The 17,931-nt window shown below is 36.0% G+C and carries 19 protein-coding genes and 1 tRNA gene; 16 read left to right on the top strand and 4 right to left on the bottom strand.

Translation table 11 applies throughout. From position 1 onward, the window contains the following. The first annotated feature begins 495 nt into the window (after window positions 1-495). The 7 genes from ACPDHL_RS15270 to ACPDHL_RS15240 all read left to right on the top strand — a co-directional run bounded on the left by ACPDHL_RS15270 (window position 496) and on the right by ACPDHL_RS15240 (window position 7,672). Window positions 496-969, top strand: coding sequence for an Lrp/AsnC family transcriptional regulator (locus ACPDHL_RS15270; protein WP_430533606.1), 474 nt, complete (start codon window positions 496-498; stop codon window positions 967-969). A gap of 2 nt (window positions 970-971) precedes the next feature. Next, complete coding sequence (locus ACPDHL_RS15265; RefSeq protein ID WP_430533605.1) at window positions 972-1,994, top strand: EamA family transporter; 1,023 nt, start codon at window positions 972-974, stop codon at window positions 1,992-1,994. 268 nt (window positions 1,995-2,262) lie between these two features. Further along, on the top strand, window positions 2,263-4,017 hold the full coding sequence (gene rpsA, locus ACPDHL_RS15260) for a 30S ribosomal protein S1 (RefSeq protein ID WP_430533604.1): 1,755 nt from the start codon (window positions 2,263-2,265) through the stop codon (window positions 4,015-4,017). 130 nt (window positions 4,018-4,147) lie between these two features. Beyond that, entirely contained in the window at window positions 4,148-4,666 is a 519-nt protein-coding gene (locus tag ACPDHL_RS15255) for a GNAT family N-acetyltransferase (RefSeq protein ID WP_430533603.1), read from the top strand. Window positions 4,667-4,882: 216 nt separating this feature from the next. Beyond that, the gene (locus tag ACPDHL_RS15250) at window positions 4,883-5,689 is read left to right on the top strand and encodes a hypothetical protein (protein WP_430533602.1); all 807 of its coding nucleotides are present in this window, start codon (window positions 4,883-4,885) and stop codon (window positions 5,687-5,689) included. After that, window positions 5,689-6,480: a hypothetical protein gene (locus ACPDHL_RS15245; protein WP_430533601.1), complete on the top strand. Its 792-nt coding sequence runs from the start codon at window positions 5,689-5,691 to the stop codon at window positions 6,478-6,480. The genes ACPDHL_RS15250 and ACPDHL_RS15245 overlap by 1 nt, the downstream gene beginning before the upstream one ends. 106 nt (window positions 6,481-6,586) lie before the next feature. Then, entirely contained in the window at window positions 6,587-7,672 is a 1,086-nt protein-coding gene (locus ACPDHL_RS15240) for a toxic anion resistance protein (protein ID WP_430533600.1), read from the top strand. Window positions 7,673-7,734: 62 nt separating this feature from the next. Here the strand turns inward: ACPDHL_RS15240 and pepT are convergent, their stop codons facing one another. Then, window positions 7,735-8,982: a peptidase T gene (gene pepT / locus ACPDHL_RS15235; protein WP_430533599.1), complete on the bottom strand. Its 1,248-nt coding sequence runs from the start codon at window positions 8,980-8,982 to the stop codon at window positions 7,735-7,737. 211 nt (window positions 8,983-9,193) lie between these two features. Here pepT and ACPDHL_RS15230 point away from each other — a divergent pair, with 211 nt between their 5' ends. From ACPDHL_RS15230 to ACPDHL_RS15220, 3 genes are read left to right on the top strand one after another with little or no spacing between them, the layout of a single operon-like run. Next, the gene (locus ACPDHL_RS15230; protein ID WP_430533598.1) at window positions 9,194-10,009 is read left to right on the top strand and encodes an alpha/beta hydrolase; all 816 of its coding nucleotides are present in this window, start codon (window positions 9,194-9,196) and stop codon (window positions 10,007-10,009) included. A 10-nt stretch (window positions 10,010-10,019) separates the two neighbouring features. Beyond that, window positions 10,020-10,583 carry a pseudouridine synthase gene (locus ACPDHL_RS15225; RefSeq protein WP_430533597.1) on the top strand — a complete coding sequence of 188 codons (564 nt, stop codon included), beginning with the start codon at window positions 10,020-10,022 and terminating at the stop codon, window positions 10,581-10,583. Window positions 10,584-10,594: 11 nt separating this feature from the next. Next, a complete protein-coding gene (locus tag ACPDHL_RS15220) occupies window positions 10,595-11,596 on the top strand; it encodes a cation diffusion facilitator family transporter (RefSeq protein WP_430533596.1) in 1,002 nt (333 codons plus the stop codon). On the opposite strand, the gene ACPDHL_RS15215 is transcribed toward ACPDHL_RS15220, so the two are convergent. Beyond that, entirely contained in the window at window positions 11,580-12,353 is a 774-nt protein-coding gene (locus ACPDHL_RS15215) for an ABC transporter ATP-binding protein (protein WP_430533595.1), read from the bottom strand. The genes ACPDHL_RS15220 and ACPDHL_RS15215 overlap by 17 nt on opposite strands. Window positions 12,354-12,519: 166 nt before the next feature. Here ACPDHL_RS15215 and ACPDHL_RS15210 point away from each other — a divergent pair, with 166 nt between their 5' ends. Both ACPDHL_RS15210 and ACPDHL_RS15205 read left to right on the top strand, forming a co-directional pair. After that, window positions 12,520-13,371 carry a transketolase gene (locus tag ACPDHL_RS15210; protein WP_430533594.1) on the top strand — a complete coding sequence of 284 codons (852 nt, stop codon included), beginning with the start codon at window positions 12,520-12,522 and terminating at the stop codon, window positions 13,369-13,371. A 24-nt stretch (window positions 13,372-13,395) separates the two neighbouring features. Further along, window positions 13,396-14,358 carry a transketolase family protein gene (locus tag ACPDHL_RS15205; protein ID WP_430533593.1) on the top strand — a complete coding sequence of 321 codons (963 nt, stop codon included), beginning with the start codon at window positions 13,396-13,398 and terminating at the stop codon, window positions 14,356-14,358. A gap of 112 nt (window positions 14,359-14,470) precedes the next feature. On the opposite strand, the gene ACPDHL_RS15200 is transcribed toward ACPDHL_RS15205, so the two are convergent. After that, a complete protein-coding gene (locus ACPDHL_RS15200; protein ID WP_430533592.1) occupies window positions 14,471-15,562 on the bottom strand; it encodes a hypothetical protein in 1,092 nt (363 codons plus the stop codon). An 82-nt stretch (window positions 15,563-15,644) separates the two neighbouring features. Between ACPDHL_RS15200 and ACPDHL_RS15195 the strand changes: the two genes are divergently transcribed. The 3 genes from ACPDHL_RS15195 to ACPDHL_RS15185 are packed head-to-tail and all read left to right on the top strand — an operon-like array spanning window position 15,645 to window position 17,099. After that, window positions 15,645-16,034 (top strand): RNA-binding S4 domain-containing protein, encoded by a 390-nt coding sequence (locus tag ACPDHL_RS15195; protein WP_430533591.1) that lies wholly within the window; start codon window positions 15,645-15,647, stop codon window positions 16,032-16,034. After that, entirely contained in the window at window positions 16,015-16,605 is a 591-nt protein-coding gene (locus ACPDHL_RS15190; protein ID WP_430533590.1) for a methyltransferase, read from the top strand. The genes ACPDHL_RS15195 and ACPDHL_RS15190 overlap by 20 nt, the downstream gene beginning before the upstream one ends. Continuing rightward, window positions 16,602-17,099, top strand: a complete 498-nt coding sequence (locus ACPDHL_RS15185) for a phosphoribosyltransferase domain-containing protein (RefSeq protein ID WP_430533589.1) — start codon at window positions 16,602-16,604, stop codon at window positions 17,097-17,099. The genes ACPDHL_RS15190 and ACPDHL_RS15185 overlap by 4 nt, the downstream gene beginning before the upstream one ends. Here the strand turns inward: ACPDHL_RS15185 and ACPDHL_RS15180 are convergent. Next, window positions 17,096-17,617, bottom strand: a complete 522-nt coding sequence (locus ACPDHL_RS15180; protein ID WP_430533588.1) for a shikimate kinase — start codon at window positions 17,615-17,617, stop codon at window positions 17,096-17,098. The two genes, ACPDHL_RS15185 and ACPDHL_RS15180, sit on opposite strands and share 4 nt — an antisense overlap. Before the next feature lie 138 nt (window positions 17,618-17,755). Here ACPDHL_RS15180 and ACPDHL_RS15175 point away from each other — a divergent pair. Next, window positions 17,756-17,828 (top strand) — tRNA-Lys (locus tag ACPDHL_RS15175). Window positions 17,829-17,931: the final 103 nt, after the last annotated feature.

Here is a 17,931-nt window from a genome sequence, read left to right as displayed (position 1 = left end):
GCCACATGGTGGGAGAGTATGTCGTCGCCCTTCTTTTGAAAGCCTGATTACGCAAGTAGTCAGGCTTTTTTTTTGGATTATGGTGATGGGAAATGGGAGAAGAGTAGAATCTGCTGGTGAACAAATCACGCAATTAAAGAGAACATCTTCTTTGTATTGAAAATTTCACGCATTTCTCATTTCCCTTCTCTCATTTCTCATTTCCCTTCTCCATCCAAACAACTAACAAAAGCCAAACGCCAAAAGCAAATCAAAACTATTCGGCCTACTTACTCTTGTTTTTCCTGTTTCTTTGTGTTTTTATTAGTAAAAGTACCTTTGTTTTAAATAGAATATTTTTTTTACCTAATATTTCTAGTTATTATTCAATAAATATTTTTTAAGCCGAATTATTTTGTTTACAAATATTTAACTACCGAATAATGTTCATTAAACAATAAAAATTTCCGTATATTATTCTTTTTAATTATCTTTGCAGGGTAAAACTAGAAAACGATGGAATATAAGTTAGATGAAATTGATTTAAAGATTTTGCGTATGATGCAAGACAATGCTAGAATCAATAATTCTGAATTAGCACGTGAGCTTGGAATGGCTCCATCAGCAGTGTTAGAGCGCGTAAAAAAACTAGAACACAAAGATGCGATTGTAGCCTATCATGCAAGGGTTAATCCTAATGCGATCAATCAGAAAATGCTCTCTTTTATTTTTATTAAAGTAGATGAGATCATTGGAGATGAAAACACAGGAAAAGCCTTAGCTGAGATTCCAGAGGTTTTAGAAGTGCACGATATTGCTGGTGATGATGGTTATATCGTAAAAGTAAGAACATCTGATTCAATTGCTCTTGTCAATTTAATGCGCAATTCTCTATCTAAAATTGAGGGCATCATTTCAACAAGAACAATCATCGTATTGCAAACAGTAAAAGAAGATAATAAATTAATAATTCCTGATACATTAGAATAGTTATGAAAGCAGTAGCTACAAATCAAACCAATAATAAATTAGTCTTAGGTGCTTACTTAGTTGTATACTTCGTATGGGGATCTACTTTCTTTTTTATTCATAAAGCATTGAGTGATTTTACTCCCTTTGTTTTAGGATCCTTGCGTTTTTTTGCTGCCAGTATGATTTTATTGACCTATTGTAAAATGAGAGGGTACAAGATCTTTAATAAACAAGTGGTTAAACAAGCTTGTATCACTGGATTTTTACTACTTTTCATTGACATGGGAGCGTTAATTTGGGCAGAGCAGCACGTATCAAGTGGAATTGCAGCTATTATGGCAGCGGCAGCGGCGTTGTGGTTTATTATTTTGGATAAAAAACAATGGAAACACAATTTTTCAAGCTTGCCAATTATATTGGGATTGATCCTTGGATTTGTTGGGGTTATCATGTTGTTTGCCGAGCAAATTACAATTGCTGGTGATGAGAGTCAGCGATTACTAAATATTTTCTGTATGGTGTTGTTGATTTTAGGATCAATTGCATGGACGGTAGGATCACTATATTCTAAGTATTCAAAGACGAAAAATGAGGATCAAGGAGAAGATTTACACGTGATGGTTAAAACATCATGGCAGATGATTACCGCTGGGGTTTTATTTACGATCGTAGCGTTGTTAAACGGCGAATATGCTCAATTTGATATCTATGAAATTACAGCTTCAGGATGGTTCTCTTTGGTGTATTTAATAACATTTGGATCGATCTTAGCTTTTGGATCTTATATTTGGTTGATTCAGAACAGACCCGTAACAGAAGTGAGTACATATGCCTATGTAAACCCTGTGGTTGCAGTAGCTTTAAGTTACTTCTTTACGGATGATATTATTACAAGTCTACAAATAGGTGGTTTAGTAGTTGTTTTATTGAGTGTTGGGTTAATGAATTGGGATCTTTACAAAGACAATAAAATTTTTAAAGGATTTCAAAAAAAGCGTCGAATGGACGCCCAAGACAAAGAACAACTCCATATGAGTAATTAATTCTTTTTTCATTATTATAAAATTGTTTAAAGCTAACGGATCATTTCGTTAGCTTTTTTTTGTTTCTAATACTTTAGAGTTGAGTCATTTGATTTAAAAAATACTGTAAATATATTTTTTACATTTAAAAATTGTTGTACTTTTGCACAGCTTTTAGATCAGCGTTGTTTCACTAAAAGTCAAACAGTTATAAATGTAAAACCACTTCTGTTCCTTATTGCTGTATAAAGAAACGAGATAAAACAGAATACAAATTTATTATCAGCACATGTCTGAAAACATCAAAACACAGGAAGAATTTTTAAAAGACTTTAATTGGGATAACTATGAAAATGGTATCGATGCAGTTGATGCAAATCAATTAAAAGAATTTGAAAGCTTAGTAGACAAAACTTTTATTTCTACAGACGACGAGGAAGTAGTTGAGGGAGTTGTAGTGAGAATCACTGACAGAGACGCGATTGTAGATATCAATGCTAAGTCTGAAGGTGTTATTTCATTAAACGAATTCCGTTACAACCCGAACTTAAAAGTAGGTGATAAAGTTGAAGTATTAATCGACGTAAGAGAAGATAAATACGGACAATTAGTTTTATCTCACAGAAAAGCTCGTACAATCAAAGCTTGGGATAGAGTTATTGCTGCTCATGAGTCAGGAGAAATCGTTAATGGTTTCGTAAAATGTAGAACTAAAGGTGGTATGATCGTTGACGTATTCGGAATCGAAGCATTCTTACCAGGTTCTCAAATCGATGTTAAGCCAATCCGTGATTACGATCAATACGTAAACAAAACAATGGAATTCAAAGTAGTTAAAATTAACCACGAATTCAAAAACGTTGTTGTATCACACAAAGCGCTTATCGAAGCAGATATCGAAGTACAGAAAAAAGAAATTATCGGTCAATTACAAAAAGGTCAAGTGTTAGAAGGTGTTGTTAAAAACATTACTTCTTACGGAGTATTCATTGACTTAGGAGGTGTTGACGGATTAATCCATATTACAGATTTATCTTGGTCAAGAATCAACCACCCAAGCGAGGTGTTAGAGTTAGATCAAAAATTAAATGTTGTAATTTTAGATTTCGACGACGAGAAAACAAGAATCCAATTAGGTTTAAAACAACTTTACGCTCACCCTTGGGATGCTTTAGATGCTAACTTAAACGTTGGTGATAAAGTAAAAGGAAAAGTAGTTGTTTTAGCTGATTACGGTGCTTTCATCGAAGTTGCTGAAGGTGTTGAAGGTTTAATCCACGTTTCTGAAATGTCTTGGTCTACTCACTTGAGATCAGCACAAGATTTCGTGAAAGTTGGAGACGAAGTAGAGGCAGTTATCTTAACTCTTGATAGAGAAGAAAGAAAAATGTCTTTAGGTATTAAACAATTATCACAAGATCCTTGGACAGATATCACTGCTAAATATCCAGTAGGATCTAAGCATTCAGGTATCGTTCGTAACTTTACAAACTTTGGTGTATTCGTAGAATTAGAAGAAGGAATTGATGGATTAATTTACATTTCTGACTTATCTTGGACGAAAAAAATCAAACACCCATCTGAATTTGTAAACGTTGGAGATAAATTAGATGTTGTTGTATTAGAGTTAGACGTTGAAGGACGTAAATTATCTTTAGGACACAAACAAACAACAGCTAACCCATGGGATAAATACGAAGATGCTTATGCAGTTGGTACAATCCACAATGGTGAAATCTCTGAATTAGTTGACAAAGGTGCTACTGTAATTTTCGAAGAAGATGTAGTAGCTTTCATTCCAACTCGTCACTTAGAAAAAGAAGACGGGAAGAAATTGAAAAAAGGTGATGCTGCTGAGTTCAAAATCATCGAGTTCAACAAAGAATTCAAAAGAGTAGTTGCTTCTCACACTTCTATCTTCCGTGAAGAAGAAGAGAAAAATGTGAAAACAGCTGAAACTTCTGTAAACACTGCAGAAAAAACAACTTTAGGAGACATCGACGCTCTTGCTGAGTTGAAAGAAAGAATGGAAAAAGGAAACTAATCCTTTCATCTATACAAGCTAAAAAGCCCTGACATTTTGTGTCAGGGCTTTTTTTATTGAGATAAAAGTGCGTGTTTTTTGAGAATGGTGGTTATCTTTGGTTATTAAATACAATTTAAATACAACAGTCATGATTGAATTAAAACCTTTGTCCAAAGACGATGTAACTCCTTTTTATACCTGGATTAACGATGAAGAAGTGATCAAGTATTCCTTGAGTCTTTTTCAGAGGTTAACTTCAAAAGAACAAATAGATGGCTGGTATGAAAGTTTGTTTGTCGAACAAAATACCTATACTATAGGCGTGTTTTTAAAGGATTCAGGACAGTTAATTGGTTATGCAGGGATAAGTGGTATATCGACGCTCAATCACAGTGGAGAATACTTTATCTTTATTGGAGATAAATCGCAATGGGGGAAGGGGATCGGTACCCAGGTCACTGCGGAAATTTTGGCTTACGGATTTGATGTATTGCAGTTGAATCGCATTATGCTTACGGTTTCTCAACTTAATTATGGTGGAGTCAAAGCGTATAAAAGAGCTGGGTTTACTGTTGAAGGGGTACTGAAAGAAGCTTGTTATCGCGACGGAATTTACCACGATAAGATCGTAATGGCCCTGTTGCGATCTGAGTATAAAAAAGACTAAAAAGGTTTGGACGAATGTGCAAGATAAACTAGAAAAACTGTATCGGCTTCAATTGAAATGACGATCGCTATACTAGATGTGGCGCATAAGTTTTTGTTATAGTATTAAATGAATTAAAAAACGATTTGATACTTGTTATTTTAACTTTTATTAGTGAAATTTGGTTTGATTAGAGTATATTTATTTGGCTCTATGTAATGGAAATTACGAAGTTGTATGGGAAGATATACAGATAGAAGTCGGTTGTGGGAATTATCTCAAACGTTCTCTTTATTTTTACTATTGGCGACTTGTTCGCTATTAACGCATGGCGCCTTTGGTCCTTTAATTATTTTTTTAGCTGCCTATCGAGTATCTTATGTTTCTTGGGCGATAAAATCGTTGATTGTCTTAGCGATTCATGTTGTGGTTATACTTGCAATACTCATTTCTAGTTCTCCTTCAACCAAAGGCAGTGATGACTTTTTAGAGACAGTTTTTATAATGTTAGGTAGTGCTTATGTTTTTGTCGTTTACATGTCCTTTTATATGCGGGAATACTTAGAGCGATTGGATTTGAAGAAATATATGAAATTAGAAGCCGATGTTTCCTATAGTTATCGCGAAGTAAAAGATAATCTTTTGAAATTGCAGTTAAATGAACCTGATGAAAAGGATATTTTCTCCGCTATGCTAGCAGATTTTCGAGCAAAAATAGGGGATACTACCATGCAAAACGATTTGGCAGAAATGGAGCACTTGGCTGGTTTGATTGTAGAAAAAGAAGAGGCAAAAAGCAAACTCTTCTTTCTGAAGCATTCTTCCGCTTTGGAGAGTATTCTAAAGCAGTATATTGAATTACAAGATTTGCCTTTAGTTGATCCTGAAACGGAGCAATTTAAAACCAAATTACGCCATGTAATCGGATTAGCAAAAAAAGCGTTTGAAAATGAGTTAATCGCCATGTTTGATGTAGAAGTGATGTCTATGACAAGTGAGGCTGATTTTTATAAGAATTATGTACAATCTAAAGGGTTAATATAATGGGATGGCTAACAGAAAAACCCGTCATATGGGAAATTAAGAAGGGAAGTGTACTTTTAGGCTGTTTACTTTGTCCATTCTTTCTCCCTTTAGGTATTTGGTACATGGGTAAACAGGCCAAAATGGCCAAAATGATGAAGGGATTATGGGGCGTTGGTATTTTATTTGCTCTCAATGTACTGAATTGGATTATTCTGTTTACCTTGATTCAGATTTCTTATCGCTTTAATGACAACTTTCATATGGTACTGAGTATGTTGTTATTTGGTAGTTTTCTCTTTTATACCGTCATTTTGTTAGGAGCAAATACGAGAGAATTTTTACAACGTGAGCATCTGAAAGAATTTATAACACTAGATTGGGAAGACTATGATTATCTTACACTTATCAGGAGTAAGGCAATACGAGAAGTGAATACGATACCAAGTTTTATTGAGGAATTAAAACGCTGGGATATCGCTATTGTAGATGAAGGTGTATCCCGTCAAATTGTCGATTTAATTGCGTTGATGGCAAAGATTGAAAGTCTGAAAAAAGGGCAGACGGCTTTGTTTATTGAGCGCCATGTTTTTTCTTTGACGAGTTTATTGAGGCAATTTCATCAAGTGGAATTGAGTAAATTAGAAGGAAAATCGATTCACCGTGTCAAGGAAAAACTAAGACATACATTGGATATTGCCTTGAGTGCGATTCGACAAGAAGTATTGGACGAACTGAAGCAAAAAAATCGAGAAGCAGATGTAGAAGCAGATGTTTATTTAGCTTCCTTACGCGAGGATGGTTTGCTTTAAAAGATTCAGGTGTTACTAAGGGCTTTTTCAGATAAAAATGTAAACTAATCTACTATATACTCATTAAAGCTTATAAAAAATAAGAGCAACTATTTAGAACTAAAATATGGAAAAAGATATTCAACAAATGCGCGCTGAAAATACTGCATCGGAGGTTAAAGTAGAATTTACACCCGAGGAATTAGCGAAAATTGATAACTATAAAAAAAGTATTGATTTAACGAATACAACACAGGTGATCCAATATGGATCAAGTAGTCAATTAAAAGCGAGTTCTTTTGCTACTGAGATTCTAAAGCAAGTACAAACAAGAGATTTAGGAGAAACTTCAGGAATATTAGTCTCTTTGCGCGAAGAGGTAAAATCATTTGAAGGAATTGCAACTAAGAAAAGTTTTTTTCCTTTTTTAGATACTTTAAAGAAGAAAATAGCCCGTTTACAAGCGCAATATAATAAGGTTGAAACAAATATTAATGGAATAGAGCTTCAACTAGAACGCCATTATAAGTTAATGATGAAGGACGTTGCGATGTTTGATAAGCTATTCGATGAAAATAAAAATTACTTCAAAGAGCTGTCTTTGTATATTGCAGCAGGAGATGAGAAACTACGCGAATTGAATACAATCGAATTACCGAGAGTCAAGGCTGAAGTGGAGCAAGAACAAGATCCTGCAAAAATTCAAGCGTATAAAGATTTAGAACAACAAGTGATCCGTTTCGATCGAAAAGTACACGATTTGAAATTGACGCGTATGATTATCCTACAATCTTCTCCTCAGATTCGAATGGTGCAAAACAATAGTTTAATGTTGATGGAGAAATTACAATCGAGTATTGTAAATACGATACCTTTGTGGAAAAATCAGATGATTTTGACCTTGGGAATTGCGCGATCTCAACAAGCGCTGAACGCACAACAGGCCATAACAGATGCAACAAATGAATTGCTGACTAGAAATAGTGAAATGTTGAAAGATTCAACCATTAAAATTGCACAAGAAACGGAGCGAGGAATAGTGGATATTGAAACGATTCGCAAAGTAAATGCCGATATTATTAGTACAATAGATGAAATTGTCCGCATTCAGGAAGAAGGAAAAGTAAAACGAAGAGCAGTTGAAGTTGAACTACTAGAACAAGAAAATGAGCTAAAGCGACATTTGATTGGCAATGAGAAGATAACTAGATAGCAATAAAACAAAAAAGGAGATCCAAGCGAATCTCCTTTTTTTATATAAAATAACGATTGTTATTATTTTGCTGCATTTTGAGCAGTTAATTCCGCAATCTTAACGATTACTTCGGTCGCTTTAACCATGCTCTCTACGGGAACGTATTCGTATTTTCCGTGGAAGTTATGTCCTCCTGCGAAAATGTTTGGACATGGTAATCCCATATATGATAATTGTGATCCATCTGTTCCTCCGCGAATGGCTTTGATCAATGGTTTAATACCTAAATCTTTCATCGCTTGTTCAGCTGTATCCACAATATGCATTACAGGCTCTACTTTTTGTTTCATGTTGAAGTATTGATCTCCAATCTCGCAAGAAACGATAGGTCCTCCGAATTTTTTGTTGTGCTTTTTGTTGAATTTCTTCGCTAATTTGTCAATAAATACTTTGCGTTGCTCGTATTTTTTAAGGTTGTGATCGCGAATGATTAATTCAACTACAGATTCTTCAATACTACCACTTACCGTGTGAACGTGGAAGAATCCTTCGTAACCTGTTGTTTTTTGAGGAACTTCGTCTTTCGGTAACTTATTGATGAATTTATTGGCTAAAAGAATAGAGTTGATCATCTTCCCTTTTGCATATCCTGGGTGAACACTTTTACCAGAGAAAGTTAATTTAGCATATCCTGCATTGAAGTTTTCGTATTCCAATTCTCCAATTTGACTTCCATCCATAGTATACGCCCACTCCGCACCAAATTTTTTCACGTCAAATAAGTGTGCTCCACGACCAATTTCTTCATCTGGTGTGAATCCTATTCTAATTTTTCCGTGCTTAATTTCTGGATGTTGCACTAAATATTCCATAGCAGAAACAATTTCTGTAATTCCTGCTTTGTCATCCGCTCCTAATAAAGTAGTACCGTCTGTTGTGATTAGTGTTTGTCCTTTGTATTGTAATAAATCTTTAAAGTATGAAGGAGATAGTACAATATTTTGTTCTTTGTTTAAAACAATATCGCCACCATCGTAGTTCTCAACAATCTGTGGTTTTACATTTGCACCAGAGAAATCAGGTGATGTATCAAAGTGAGCAATAAAACCAATCGTTGGTACTTCATGCTCTACATTGCTAGGCAAAGTAGCCATCACATATGCGTTCTCATCTATTGTTACGTCTTCTAGACCAATTTGTTTTAATTCTTCAACTAGTTTGTTTGCTAAGTCCCATTGCTTTTCAGTACTAGGACACGTTTGAGAAGAAGGATCAGACTCTGTATCAACAGTAATATAACTGATGAAACGATCAATAATATGTTGCATAGTATTAAATTTTATATCTAACAAAAGTATGAATTAATTAAATGAAAGCCTTATAATGTCTCCGCTTTTTCACGGGTGAATTTATCCCTTCACTTTAGATGAGTATTTAAAAAATTAGAATATCATTAGTAAACGTTTTTTTCGGGTAAATGCAATTATCCATAAAGGAGGATTGTCGTATCTTTGATTTTCAATTCAAAAAAGACGAGTAATGAAGCATTTATTTTGTTTGTTGAGCTTGTTATTTGCGCAAGTTGTACTGGCAATAAATCCAATAAAAGAATACACAGACACTCCAGCAAACTCTAACTTTCGCTATGAGGAAGTACAGATCAAGACTGAAGATGGTTATGCGTTAAATTCATGGACATTATATCCCAATGACGAGAAGCGATTGAATCGAACCTTGATTCTAGCCTATGGCGATGCAGGTAATATGTCTTATTGGTTGAGACAAGTCATTGAGGTAGTCAATCAAGGCTATACTGTAGTCATGTTTGATTATCGCGGATTTGGTGCGAGTGATGCTTTTGACATAGAAGAAGATATGCTGTATTACGATGAGTTTGCGGAAGATCTACAGGCAGTAATCGCTTATACAAAAGAAAAATTCAATACAAAAATAGGTGTTTGGGCGTTGTCTATGGGGACAATCTCCGCTGTTTTAGCTCAAGATGTACAACCCTATGATTACTTAATCGCGGATGGCTTTGTTGTAGATCCCAAAGTGATTGTTGAACGTTTGGATCATTTTTTAGAAAAAGAAACACACTTACCTGAAGGCGCTCGAGCATACGATAAAGCATTAACTCATTTAACCCTTCCTGTGTTGTTTATTGTAGGTGATCGCGATGGGTTGACGACGATGCAAGATAGTAATCGCGTGAAACCACTAAACCCCAAGAGTGAAGTTGTAGCCTACAAAGGAGGACACCTACAAGGTTTTCAGGCGATGACGAAAACGTATCACGGCGAGGGTTATATTGATGCGATTAACGCTTTCTACAACAAGACATTTGAAAAATAGCATACATAAAATGGAACACAGACACTTTCTTCTCTATAAACCACATGGCTATATCAGTCAATTTATCTATGAAAAGAAAAGAAATAAAAAAAAATTAGGCGAGCTATTTGACTTTCCAGAAGGGACAATGGCCATAGGGCGATTGGATGAAAATTCAGAAGGCCTGTTGTTGCTTACCACGGATGGCATGACGAGTGAGCGTGTGCGCGGAGAGAAATATGAAAAGGAGTACTATGCACAAGTCGATGGTCAGATTACAGCCGAGGCTGTTGAAATCTTGCGAAAAGGCGTGGAGATTGGGGTAAAAGGAGAGAAGTATCTCACTAAAGAATGCGAAGTCGAAGCACTTGATCAGGTTCCCGATTGGATTGGTATAGGGAGAAGAATACGAGACGAAAGACACGGACCAACGAGTTGGGTCCGCCTTGTATTAACAGAAGGAAAATTTAGACAAGTGCGAAAAATGACGGCAAGTGTTGGATTTCCAACCTTGCGATTGGTTCGAGTAAGAGTAGGGGATATCGCACTCGCAGGCTTACAAGTAGGTGAAGTAAAAGAAGTAGCAACGTTGTAAAACTAAGGGGTATGCATAGTAAGGCAAATGAGAATTACCAATTTCAAAAAATAGTAGCAATTGTAGGCGTACTGTTGTTTATTATCAAGTTAGTTGCATGGTATATGACTCGATCTGTGGCTATTTTTACAGATGCATTGGAAAGTGTGGTCAATGTAATTAGTGGTTTTATCGGTTTATACAGCCTGTATTTATCTGCTCAACCTCGAGATCGAAATCATCCCTATGGACATGGAAAAGTGGAGTTTATTTCCGCAACAATAGAAGGAGGATTGATTATTATGGCGGGAATCTTCATCATTTTTGAAGGCGTACGCAATATTATTAATCCACAGCCTATAGGACAATTAGATTACGGGATTTTTCTAGTAGGGGTTACTGCTGTTGTCAACTATATTTTAGGTTGGTACGCAATCAAAAAAGGAAAAACAAATAAATCGTTGGCGTTAGTCGCTAGTGGAAAACACTTACAGTCCGATACGTATTCAACTATAGGAATTATTTTGGGTTTACTCCTGTTGTACTTTACTAATTTACACTGGCTCGATAGTGGAGTAGCCTTGATTTTTGCTTTTATTATTATTGCAACGGGGTATAAAATTGTTCGAGGCGCAGTTTCTGGAATTATGGATGAAACAGATGAGGCGCTATTGGATGAAGTAGTAGCATATTTAGAAACCAATCGAAAAGAGAATTGGATTGATTTGCATAATATGCGAATTATAAAATATGGAAGTGTTTTGCACTTCGATTGCCATATGACAGTTCCTTGGTATTTTACTATTGTAGAAGGGCACAAGGAAGTGGAATTGTTGGAAAAAGAGATCAGTGATCAGTTTGGATCAGATTTGGAATTATTCGTTCACATGGATGATTGTAAGACTTTTTCATGTAAGATTTGCAGTAAACAAGATTGTCCATTTCGCAAAGAACCATTTGAAAAGCAAATTAAGTGGACGATCGAAAATGTATCAAAAAACAAACGACATACCAGTACTACTGGACAAGAATAAATCGCTTATTTTGCCTGTCAAATTGCAAGCAATCTTCTTGAAAAAAATCATCAAAAACACCGTTGGAGATCACTGCTTCAACGGTGTTTTTTGTATAACTACTCGATTGAAGTACCAATGCTTCATCTGCAAAGTGAAGGGCTAATTCGATATCATGGCTGGAAAATAAAATGGTTTTATTTTCTTCTCTTGTTAGGTCGCGAAGTAGTTGGTATAATCTTACTTTGTGATTGAGATCCAAATGACTCGAGGGTTCATCTAAGATCAGTATAGGAGTGTTTTGTGCGAGAGCTCTTGCGATTAAAACGAGCTGTAATTGACCGTCACTTAAACTTGTTAGGGGGTGATGCACAAAAGAAGAGATAGTGGTCAAATCAATTGCTTTGTCAATCCAGTACTGATCTTCTTTTGTCAATTTTGCTTGCCAATTTACATGAGGAGTACGGCTAATTTGCAGCATTTCGGATACGCGTAGATTAGAAAGAGGAATCGGTTCTGTATGTACAACACTAATTTCTTTTGCCAGTTCATGGGGGGGATAGGAAGCAAGTTCTCTTTGATGAAGCGTAATGGAACCGCTTAAAGGAGGCTGATGACCTGTTAAGGTGCGCAATAGGGTTGATTTGCCAATGCCGTTGATGCCCAATACGGTTGTTAACGAATGAGGAGTAAGGTCAAGCGTCATGTTTTTTTGAATGACCTTCACTTGTTTTCGTCCAGTTGGATAGCCAATAGTTAACTCTTTTATCTGTAACATACACCTGTTTTTAAGCGACCGAATACAAACTTACTACATTCTTTTTAGCAAGAGCGATTCAACTTTAAAAAAGGTGGAACTCGGTATTAGATTCGTTGGATTATAATATAGAGTACAGTAAATAAGTTTTATATTTGTTGCATAATAAATTTAGATTGTCGAAATAATGAAACCGAACACACAACAACTAACGGAGTTAACTACACAAGTAAGAAGAGATATTCTTAGAATGGTACATGCGGTGAATTCTGGACATCCAGGAGGTTCATTAGGATGTGCAGAGTATTTAGTGTCTTTGTATCAATCCATTATGGATCGAAAAGAAGCATTTACTATGGATGGAGAAGGAGAAGATCTTTTCTTTTTATCGAACGGGCACATTTCTCCTGTATTTTACAGTGTATTAGCTCGTAGTGGATATTTTCCAGTATCAGAATTAGTTACTTTCAGAAAATTGAATTCGAGATTGCAAGGACACCCTTGTACACACGATAAATTACCTGGTGTACGCATGGCTTCAGGATCTTTAGGACAAGGATTGTCTGTAGGGATTGGAGCGGCTCAAGCAAAGAAATTAAATAAGGATGAGCACTTGGTTTATGTACTTTTAGGTGATGGTGAACTTCAAGAAGGTCAAAACTGGGAGGCGATTATGTATGCTTCTGCTAATAAGGTAGATAATTTAATTGCGACAGTAGATTTAAATGGAAAGCAAATTGATGGACCAACAGATGATGTCTTGAATTTGGGCTCAATGAAAGCAAAATTCGAAGCTTTTGATTGGACAGTGATCGAAATCAAGGAAGGAAATTCAATTGATGCGATTCTAACAGGATACGAGCAAGCGAAAGCCTTAGCAAAACAAGGAAAGCCAGTTTGTGTATTATTACATACAGAAATGGGGAATGGCGTTGATTTTATGATGGGAACACATGCTTGGCATGGAAAAGCACCAAATGATGCTCAATTAGAAGAAGCGCTAAAACAAAACCCAGAAACTTCATTTGGAGATTATTAATCTTTTTGACTTTAGAGAATTATCATGAAAAAATATACAAATACAGGAAGTAAAGATACGCGTTCAGGTTTTGGAGCTGGACTTACAGAACTAGGGCAAACAAATGAAAATGTTGTTGCGTTGTGTGCAGACTTAATTGGTTCATTAAAGATGGACGATTTCAAGAAAAATCATCCAGAGCGCTTTTTCCAAGTTGGAATTGCTGAAGCAAATATGATCGGTATGGCAGCAGGGATGACCATTGGTGGGAAAATTCCTTTTACGGGAACATTTGCCAATTTCTCAACAGGTCGCGTATATGATCAAATTCGTCAATCCGTAGCTTATTCAGAGAAAAATGTTAAGATTTGTGCTTCACATGCTGGATTAACCCTAGGAGAAGATGGAGCAACTCACCAAATTTTGGAAGATATTGGTTTAATGAAAATGTTACCTGGTATGACGGTAATTAATACATGTGACTACAATCAGACGAAAGCGGCTACTTTAGCAATTGCTGAATATGAGGGGCCTGTTTACTTGCGTTTTGGACGTCCAGTTGTACCTAACTTTATGCCAGAAAACGAAAAGTTTGAAATCGGTAAAGCGATTCTTTTACAAGAAGGAACAGATGTGACTATCGTTGCAACAGGTCATTTGGTATGGGAGGCTTTATTGGCTGCTGAAACATTAGAAGCGAAAGGAATTTCTGCAGAGGTGATCAACATTCACACCATTAAACCCTTAGATGAAGAAGCTATTTTGCGTTCAGTGGCTAAAACAGGATGTGTGGTTACAGCAGAAGAACACAATTTCTTAGGGGGGTTAGGTGAAAGCGTAGCACGTGTATTGGCGGTAAACAATCCATTGCCACAAGAATTCGTTGCTGTACAGGACACTTTTGGTGAATCAGGTACGCCAGATGAATTAATGGAAAAATACGGTTTAAAAGCAACTAATATTGTTGAGAAAGCCGAATTGGTAATCAACAGAAAGTTTAAAAGATAAAACGTAAATAAAGTAAATAAAAAAGAGAGGCAAACCCTCTCTTTTTTTTGATCTATGATAAAAAAAGCAGTCGATTATCAACTGCTTTTTTTTATATATTGTAAAACGTAGTTTATTTGCTTGGCCAAACCCATTCACCATCAACCATAAATGGTTTACAAGTATTGTCTAGGTAACGCGGTGTACCAGAACATGTTTTGAGCTCTGGAGCGTCGTAGTTGTAGTGTTTGATTTTTCCATTTGCATCCTTATACTGCAATTCAATTCGCGTTGGAACTCCATCGCCATCATCGTCAATATCTAGGAAATTTGGTACATTGTCATTGTTCGTATCCAAATCAAAATAATCGTGAATCGTTAGTTCCGTTCCTATTTTTTCAGGTTTCACTTCAAATTTAGAGGGAATCCCGTCCAAATCGTGATCTCTTTCAAACGTACTAACTAGTGTTAAGTCCGAAATATAAGGTTCATATGCTTTTAATTTGTCATATCCACTGTTAAATTGACCGATACCAGAAGGCATAAATACAATAATGCGTCCAGCTGTAGTCTCATCAAAAGAAATTGTTCCATCTGGGTTAATTCCCGAACTTATTGCAGTTTTGATAAATTTCAACATTTGACGTTCCCCTGTGTGCATACGCAAGGGAGCTGGTACTGAATTTCTTAGCTCTGCAACTGTTGGAGGAAAAGAATAGAACCCACCTGTGGTTGGATGGTTGTTAGAGGTAATACGCTCATTTTTTAAGTTAATACTCGCTCTCTTGACAAAAATTGAATCAACAGGAGCGCTTTTTTGTCCTTGTCCTTCGTTCAATACTAAATAATATATTTTGTATTTAACCGTATCTGCTGATTTAGAATACTTGTAAATCGTTTTAGTTCGGTCATAGGGATCTACCAAGGTAAAAGCGGCATAATCTTCGTTATTAACCACAATAGAGTCTAAACGACTATCGTAAAAAACAGCTTTTTCATTGGTGTGATCCACGCTAGTAATACTGTCAAAAGTAATGACACCATTGCGCTCAATCATGTAGTTGTTTTTTAGGTACTTCAGGATTGATTCTTTGTTTTTTACATATACTTCATGGGCATCTTTGAGAGGCTCAGGTTTAAAACTTCCTGAATCATCACTTTTATTACAGCTAATTGTTGCAATAACAAGCGTAAGAATCCCAAAAATAGAAAATAGTCTATTCATTATTTTTGAATTATTTTAGTAGTGCAAGATACAATTTTACTTTATTTTTGTCTTGATTAATGAAGAATTTTAATATATAATTATGCGTATTGATAAATACTTGTGGTGTGTACGGTATTACAAAACTAGAAACATTGCAACAGAGGCGTGTAAAAAAGGACATATTACAGTAAATGGGCAAACCGTTAAGCCTTCACGCGAAGTTTTTCCCACCGATAAGATTACGTTGAGGAAAGATCAGATTGTGTATAAACTGACGGTGTTAGATGTTCCCCAAAACAGGGTAGGGGCTAAGTTGGTGGATATTTACCGCAAAGACGAAACGCCAGCAGAGGCTTTTGAGCATTTGGATATGCTGCGTCAAACCAAAGAGTATTACCGGGCTAAAGGGACAGGTAGACCAACGAAAAAAGATCGAAGAGATATTGATGGATTCCTTGATTTAGATGACGATGACGAAATTATTGAATAAAGTATATTGGGAAGATCGGTATCGAAATCAAGAGGCGAACTGGAATGCGAAATCCATTACACCCCCTTTACAAGCGTATATCGATCAGTTAACGAATACCGAACTAAATGTTCTAGTTCCAGGACTGGGTCATGGGCACGAATTGCTGTATTTACATCGCAAAGGGTTTACCTCGAGTGTAGGACTTGATTTTACGGCTGTTGCTTTTGAAGAAACGGCAAAAGAACAGGCTGATTTTCCCGTAGATCATGTGATCTTAGGCGATTTTTTTGAGCATAAAGGAAGTTATGACCTCATTTTAGAGCAAACTTTTTTTTGTTCGCTTCCCGTTGAAAAAAGAAAGGCTTATGTCGAAAAAATGCACGAGTTACTCCGACCAAATGGCAAACTAGTTGGTGTGTTGTTTGACGCTTATTTTGAACAAGATGCACCGCCTTTTGGTGGTGATCGAGAAATCTATCAGGCGTTATTTGAGCCGTATTTTACCATAGAGGTAATGGAACGAGCGTTTAACTCAATCAAACCTAGACAACATAGAGAATTGTTTATTATATTAAAGAAAAAGATATGACGAAAAAAATCATTTTAAATAAAGAGCAAATTGGATTTAAAACCAAACGCATTGCGTATCAGATTTACGAAACCTTTTCAGAAGAACAAGAAATCGTCATTGCAGGAGTAGCTAATAGCGGTTTTACCTTTGCGCAAAAGATTGCCAAGGTATTGGGTGAAATTGCAGATATCAAGGTTACCCTATGTGAAGTTCAGATTGATAAAGCCAATCCGATTAATCCCATTCACACTTCACTGAAAGAAGAAGAGTATACTGGAAAGGCTATTGTTTTGGTGGATGACGTTTTAAATTCTGGTGCGACACTTATTTACGGAGTGAAGCATTTCTTAAATGTACCTGTAAAGAAAATGAAAACAGCGGTTTTAATTGATCGAAATCACAAAACGTATCCGATTAAAGCGGATTATAAAGGTTTGTCGCTTTCCACTTCCTTATTAGAGCATATTCAAGTTGTTTTTACAGCAGAGGACGAATACGCGTATTTAAGCTAGTTAGTCAACTGTAAGGCTATTTCCTGAGTGATTTGATCTATGGACTTGTTATCCACAACAACAATGTGCTTGGCTTGATAATAGAAATAGCTTCGATCAAAGAGGTGTTTGGCAATAAAAGTTTCAAGAGTATCGTCTGTGTTGATTTGCAACATTGGGCGATGCTCTTTTTCTTTTTCTAATCGCGCAGTTAGAGTTGCAATAGAAGCTTTAAGGTAAAAAGACTGTACGTGATCCCATTGAAGGACTTCGTGATTATTAGCATAACAAGGGGTACCACCACCCAAACTAATAATGGCCTTTTCTTCCTTGTTTAAAAGTTGATGGAGGACTTGGTGTTCTATTTTTCTAAAAAAGACTTCTCCTTTTTCTGCAAAGAGAGCTGTAATTTTCTTTTGGTGTTGTTTTTCGATTTCATGGTCTAGATCGTAGTAAGGAAGATTGAGCTGTTGCGCTAATTGTTGTGCAATTGTCGATTTTCCAGCGCCCATATAACCTAAAATAATTATTTTTTCCATAAAATAAGGAGTTGTAAAATAGTGAGTTATGCAAAAAACCCTTGTTTTTGAGGGATGTTGTTGACAAAAATAAAACAAAAACATGATGTATTTTAAAAAAAACATTCTATATTTGCACCCGCAATCAGGAATTGATTTGACTCGATAGCTCAGTTGGTAGAGCACAACACTTTTAATGTTGGGGTCCTGGGTTCGAGCCCCAGTCGGGTCACAAATCCTAAAAAAAACAATGCTAAGATTGCAATGACTCGATAGCTCAGTTGGTAGAGCACAACACTTTTAATGTTGGGGTCCTGGGTTCGAGCCCCAGTCGG

The sequence above is a fragment of the Myroides sp. C15-4 genome, assembly GCF_050522745.1.
In the GTDB taxonomy this organism is placed as follows: domain Bacteria; phylum Bacteroidota; class Bacteroidia; order Flavobacteriales; family Flavobacteriaceae; genus Flavobacterium.
The sequence above is the reverse complement of the archived record's forward strand: the minus strand, read 5'-3'. Positions and strand labels throughout refer to the sequence as shown.

What these genes read in the sequence shown, in the direction of transcription:
- ACPDHL_RS15270 (WP_430533606.1), top strand. Translation starts at nt 496, where the DNA reads ATGGAATATAAGTTAGATGAAATTGATTTAAAGATTTTGCGTATGATG.
- ACPDHL_RS15265 (WP_430533605.1), top strand. Translation starts at nt 972, where the DNA reads ATGAAAGCAGTAGCTACAAATCAAACCAATAATAAATTAGTCTTAGGT.
- rpsA (WP_430533604.1), top strand. Translation starts at nt 2,263, where the DNA reads ATGTCTGAAAACATCAAAACACAGGAAGAATTTTTAAAAGACTTTAAT.
- ACPDHL_RS15255 (WP_430533603.1), top strand. Translation starts at nt 4,148, where the DNA reads ATGATTGAATTAAAACCTTTGTCCAAAGACGATGTAACTCCTTTTTAT.
- ACPDHL_RS15250 (WP_430533602.1), top strand. Translation starts at nt 4,883, where the DNA reads ATGGGAAGATATACAGATAGAAGTCGGTTGTGGGAATTATCTCAAACG.
- ACPDHL_RS15245 (WP_430533601.1), top strand. Translation starts at nt 5,689, where the DNA reads ATGGGATGGCTAACAGAAAAACCCGTCATATGGGAAATTAAGAAGGGA.
- ACPDHL_RS15240 (WP_430533600.1), top strand. Translation starts at nt 6,587, where the DNA reads ATGGAAAAAGATATTCAACAAATGCGCGCTGAAAATACTGCATCGGAG.
- pepT (WP_430533599.1), bottom strand. Translation starts at nt 8,982, where the DNA reads ATGCAACATATTATTGATCGTTTCATCAGTTATATTACTGTTGATACA.
- ACPDHL_RS15230 (WP_430533598.1), top strand. Translation starts at nt 9,194, where the DNA reads ATGAAGCATTTATTTTGTTTGTTGAGCTTGTTATTTGCGCAAGTTGTA.
- ACPDHL_RS15225 (WP_430533597.1), top strand. Translation starts at nt 10,020, where the DNA reads ATGGAACACAGACACTTTCTTCTCTATAAACCACATGGCTATATCAGT.
- ACPDHL_RS15220 (WP_430533596.1), top strand. Translation starts at nt 10,595, where the DNA reads ATGCATAGTAAGGCAAATGAGAATTACCAATTTCAAAAAATAGTAGCA.
- ACPDHL_RS15215 (WP_430533595.1), bottom strand. Translation starts at nt 12,353, where the DNA reads ATGTTACAGATAAAAGAGTTAACTATTGGCTATCCAACTGGACGAAAA.
- ACPDHL_RS15210 (WP_430533594.1), top strand. Translation starts at nt 12,520, where the DNA reads ATGAAACCGAACACACAACAACTAACGGAGTTAACTACACAAGTAAGA.
- ACPDHL_RS15205 (WP_430533593.1), top strand. Translation starts at nt 13,396, where the DNA reads ATGAAAAAATATACAAATACAGGAAGTAAAGATACGCGTTCAGGTTTT.
- ACPDHL_RS15200 (WP_430533592.1), bottom strand. Translation starts at nt 15,562, where the DNA reads ATGAATAGACTATTTTCTATTTTTGGGATTCTTACGCTTGTTATTGCA.
- ACPDHL_RS15195 (WP_430533591.1), top strand. Translation starts at nt 15,645, where the DNA reads ATGCGTATTGATAAATACTTGTGGTGTGTACGGTATTACAAAACTAGA.
- ACPDHL_RS15190 (WP_430533590.1), top strand. Translation starts at nt 16,015, where the DNA reads ATGACGAAATTATTGAATAAAGTATATTGGGAAGATCGGTATCGAAAT.
- ACPDHL_RS15185 (WP_430533589.1), top strand. Translation starts at nt 16,602, where the DNA reads ATGACGAAAAAAATCATTTTAAATAAAGAGCAAATTGGATTTAAAACC.
- ACPDHL_RS15180 (WP_430533588.1), bottom strand. Translation starts at nt 17,617, where the DNA reads ATGGAAAAAATAATTATTTTAGGTTATATGGGCGCTGGAAAATCGACA.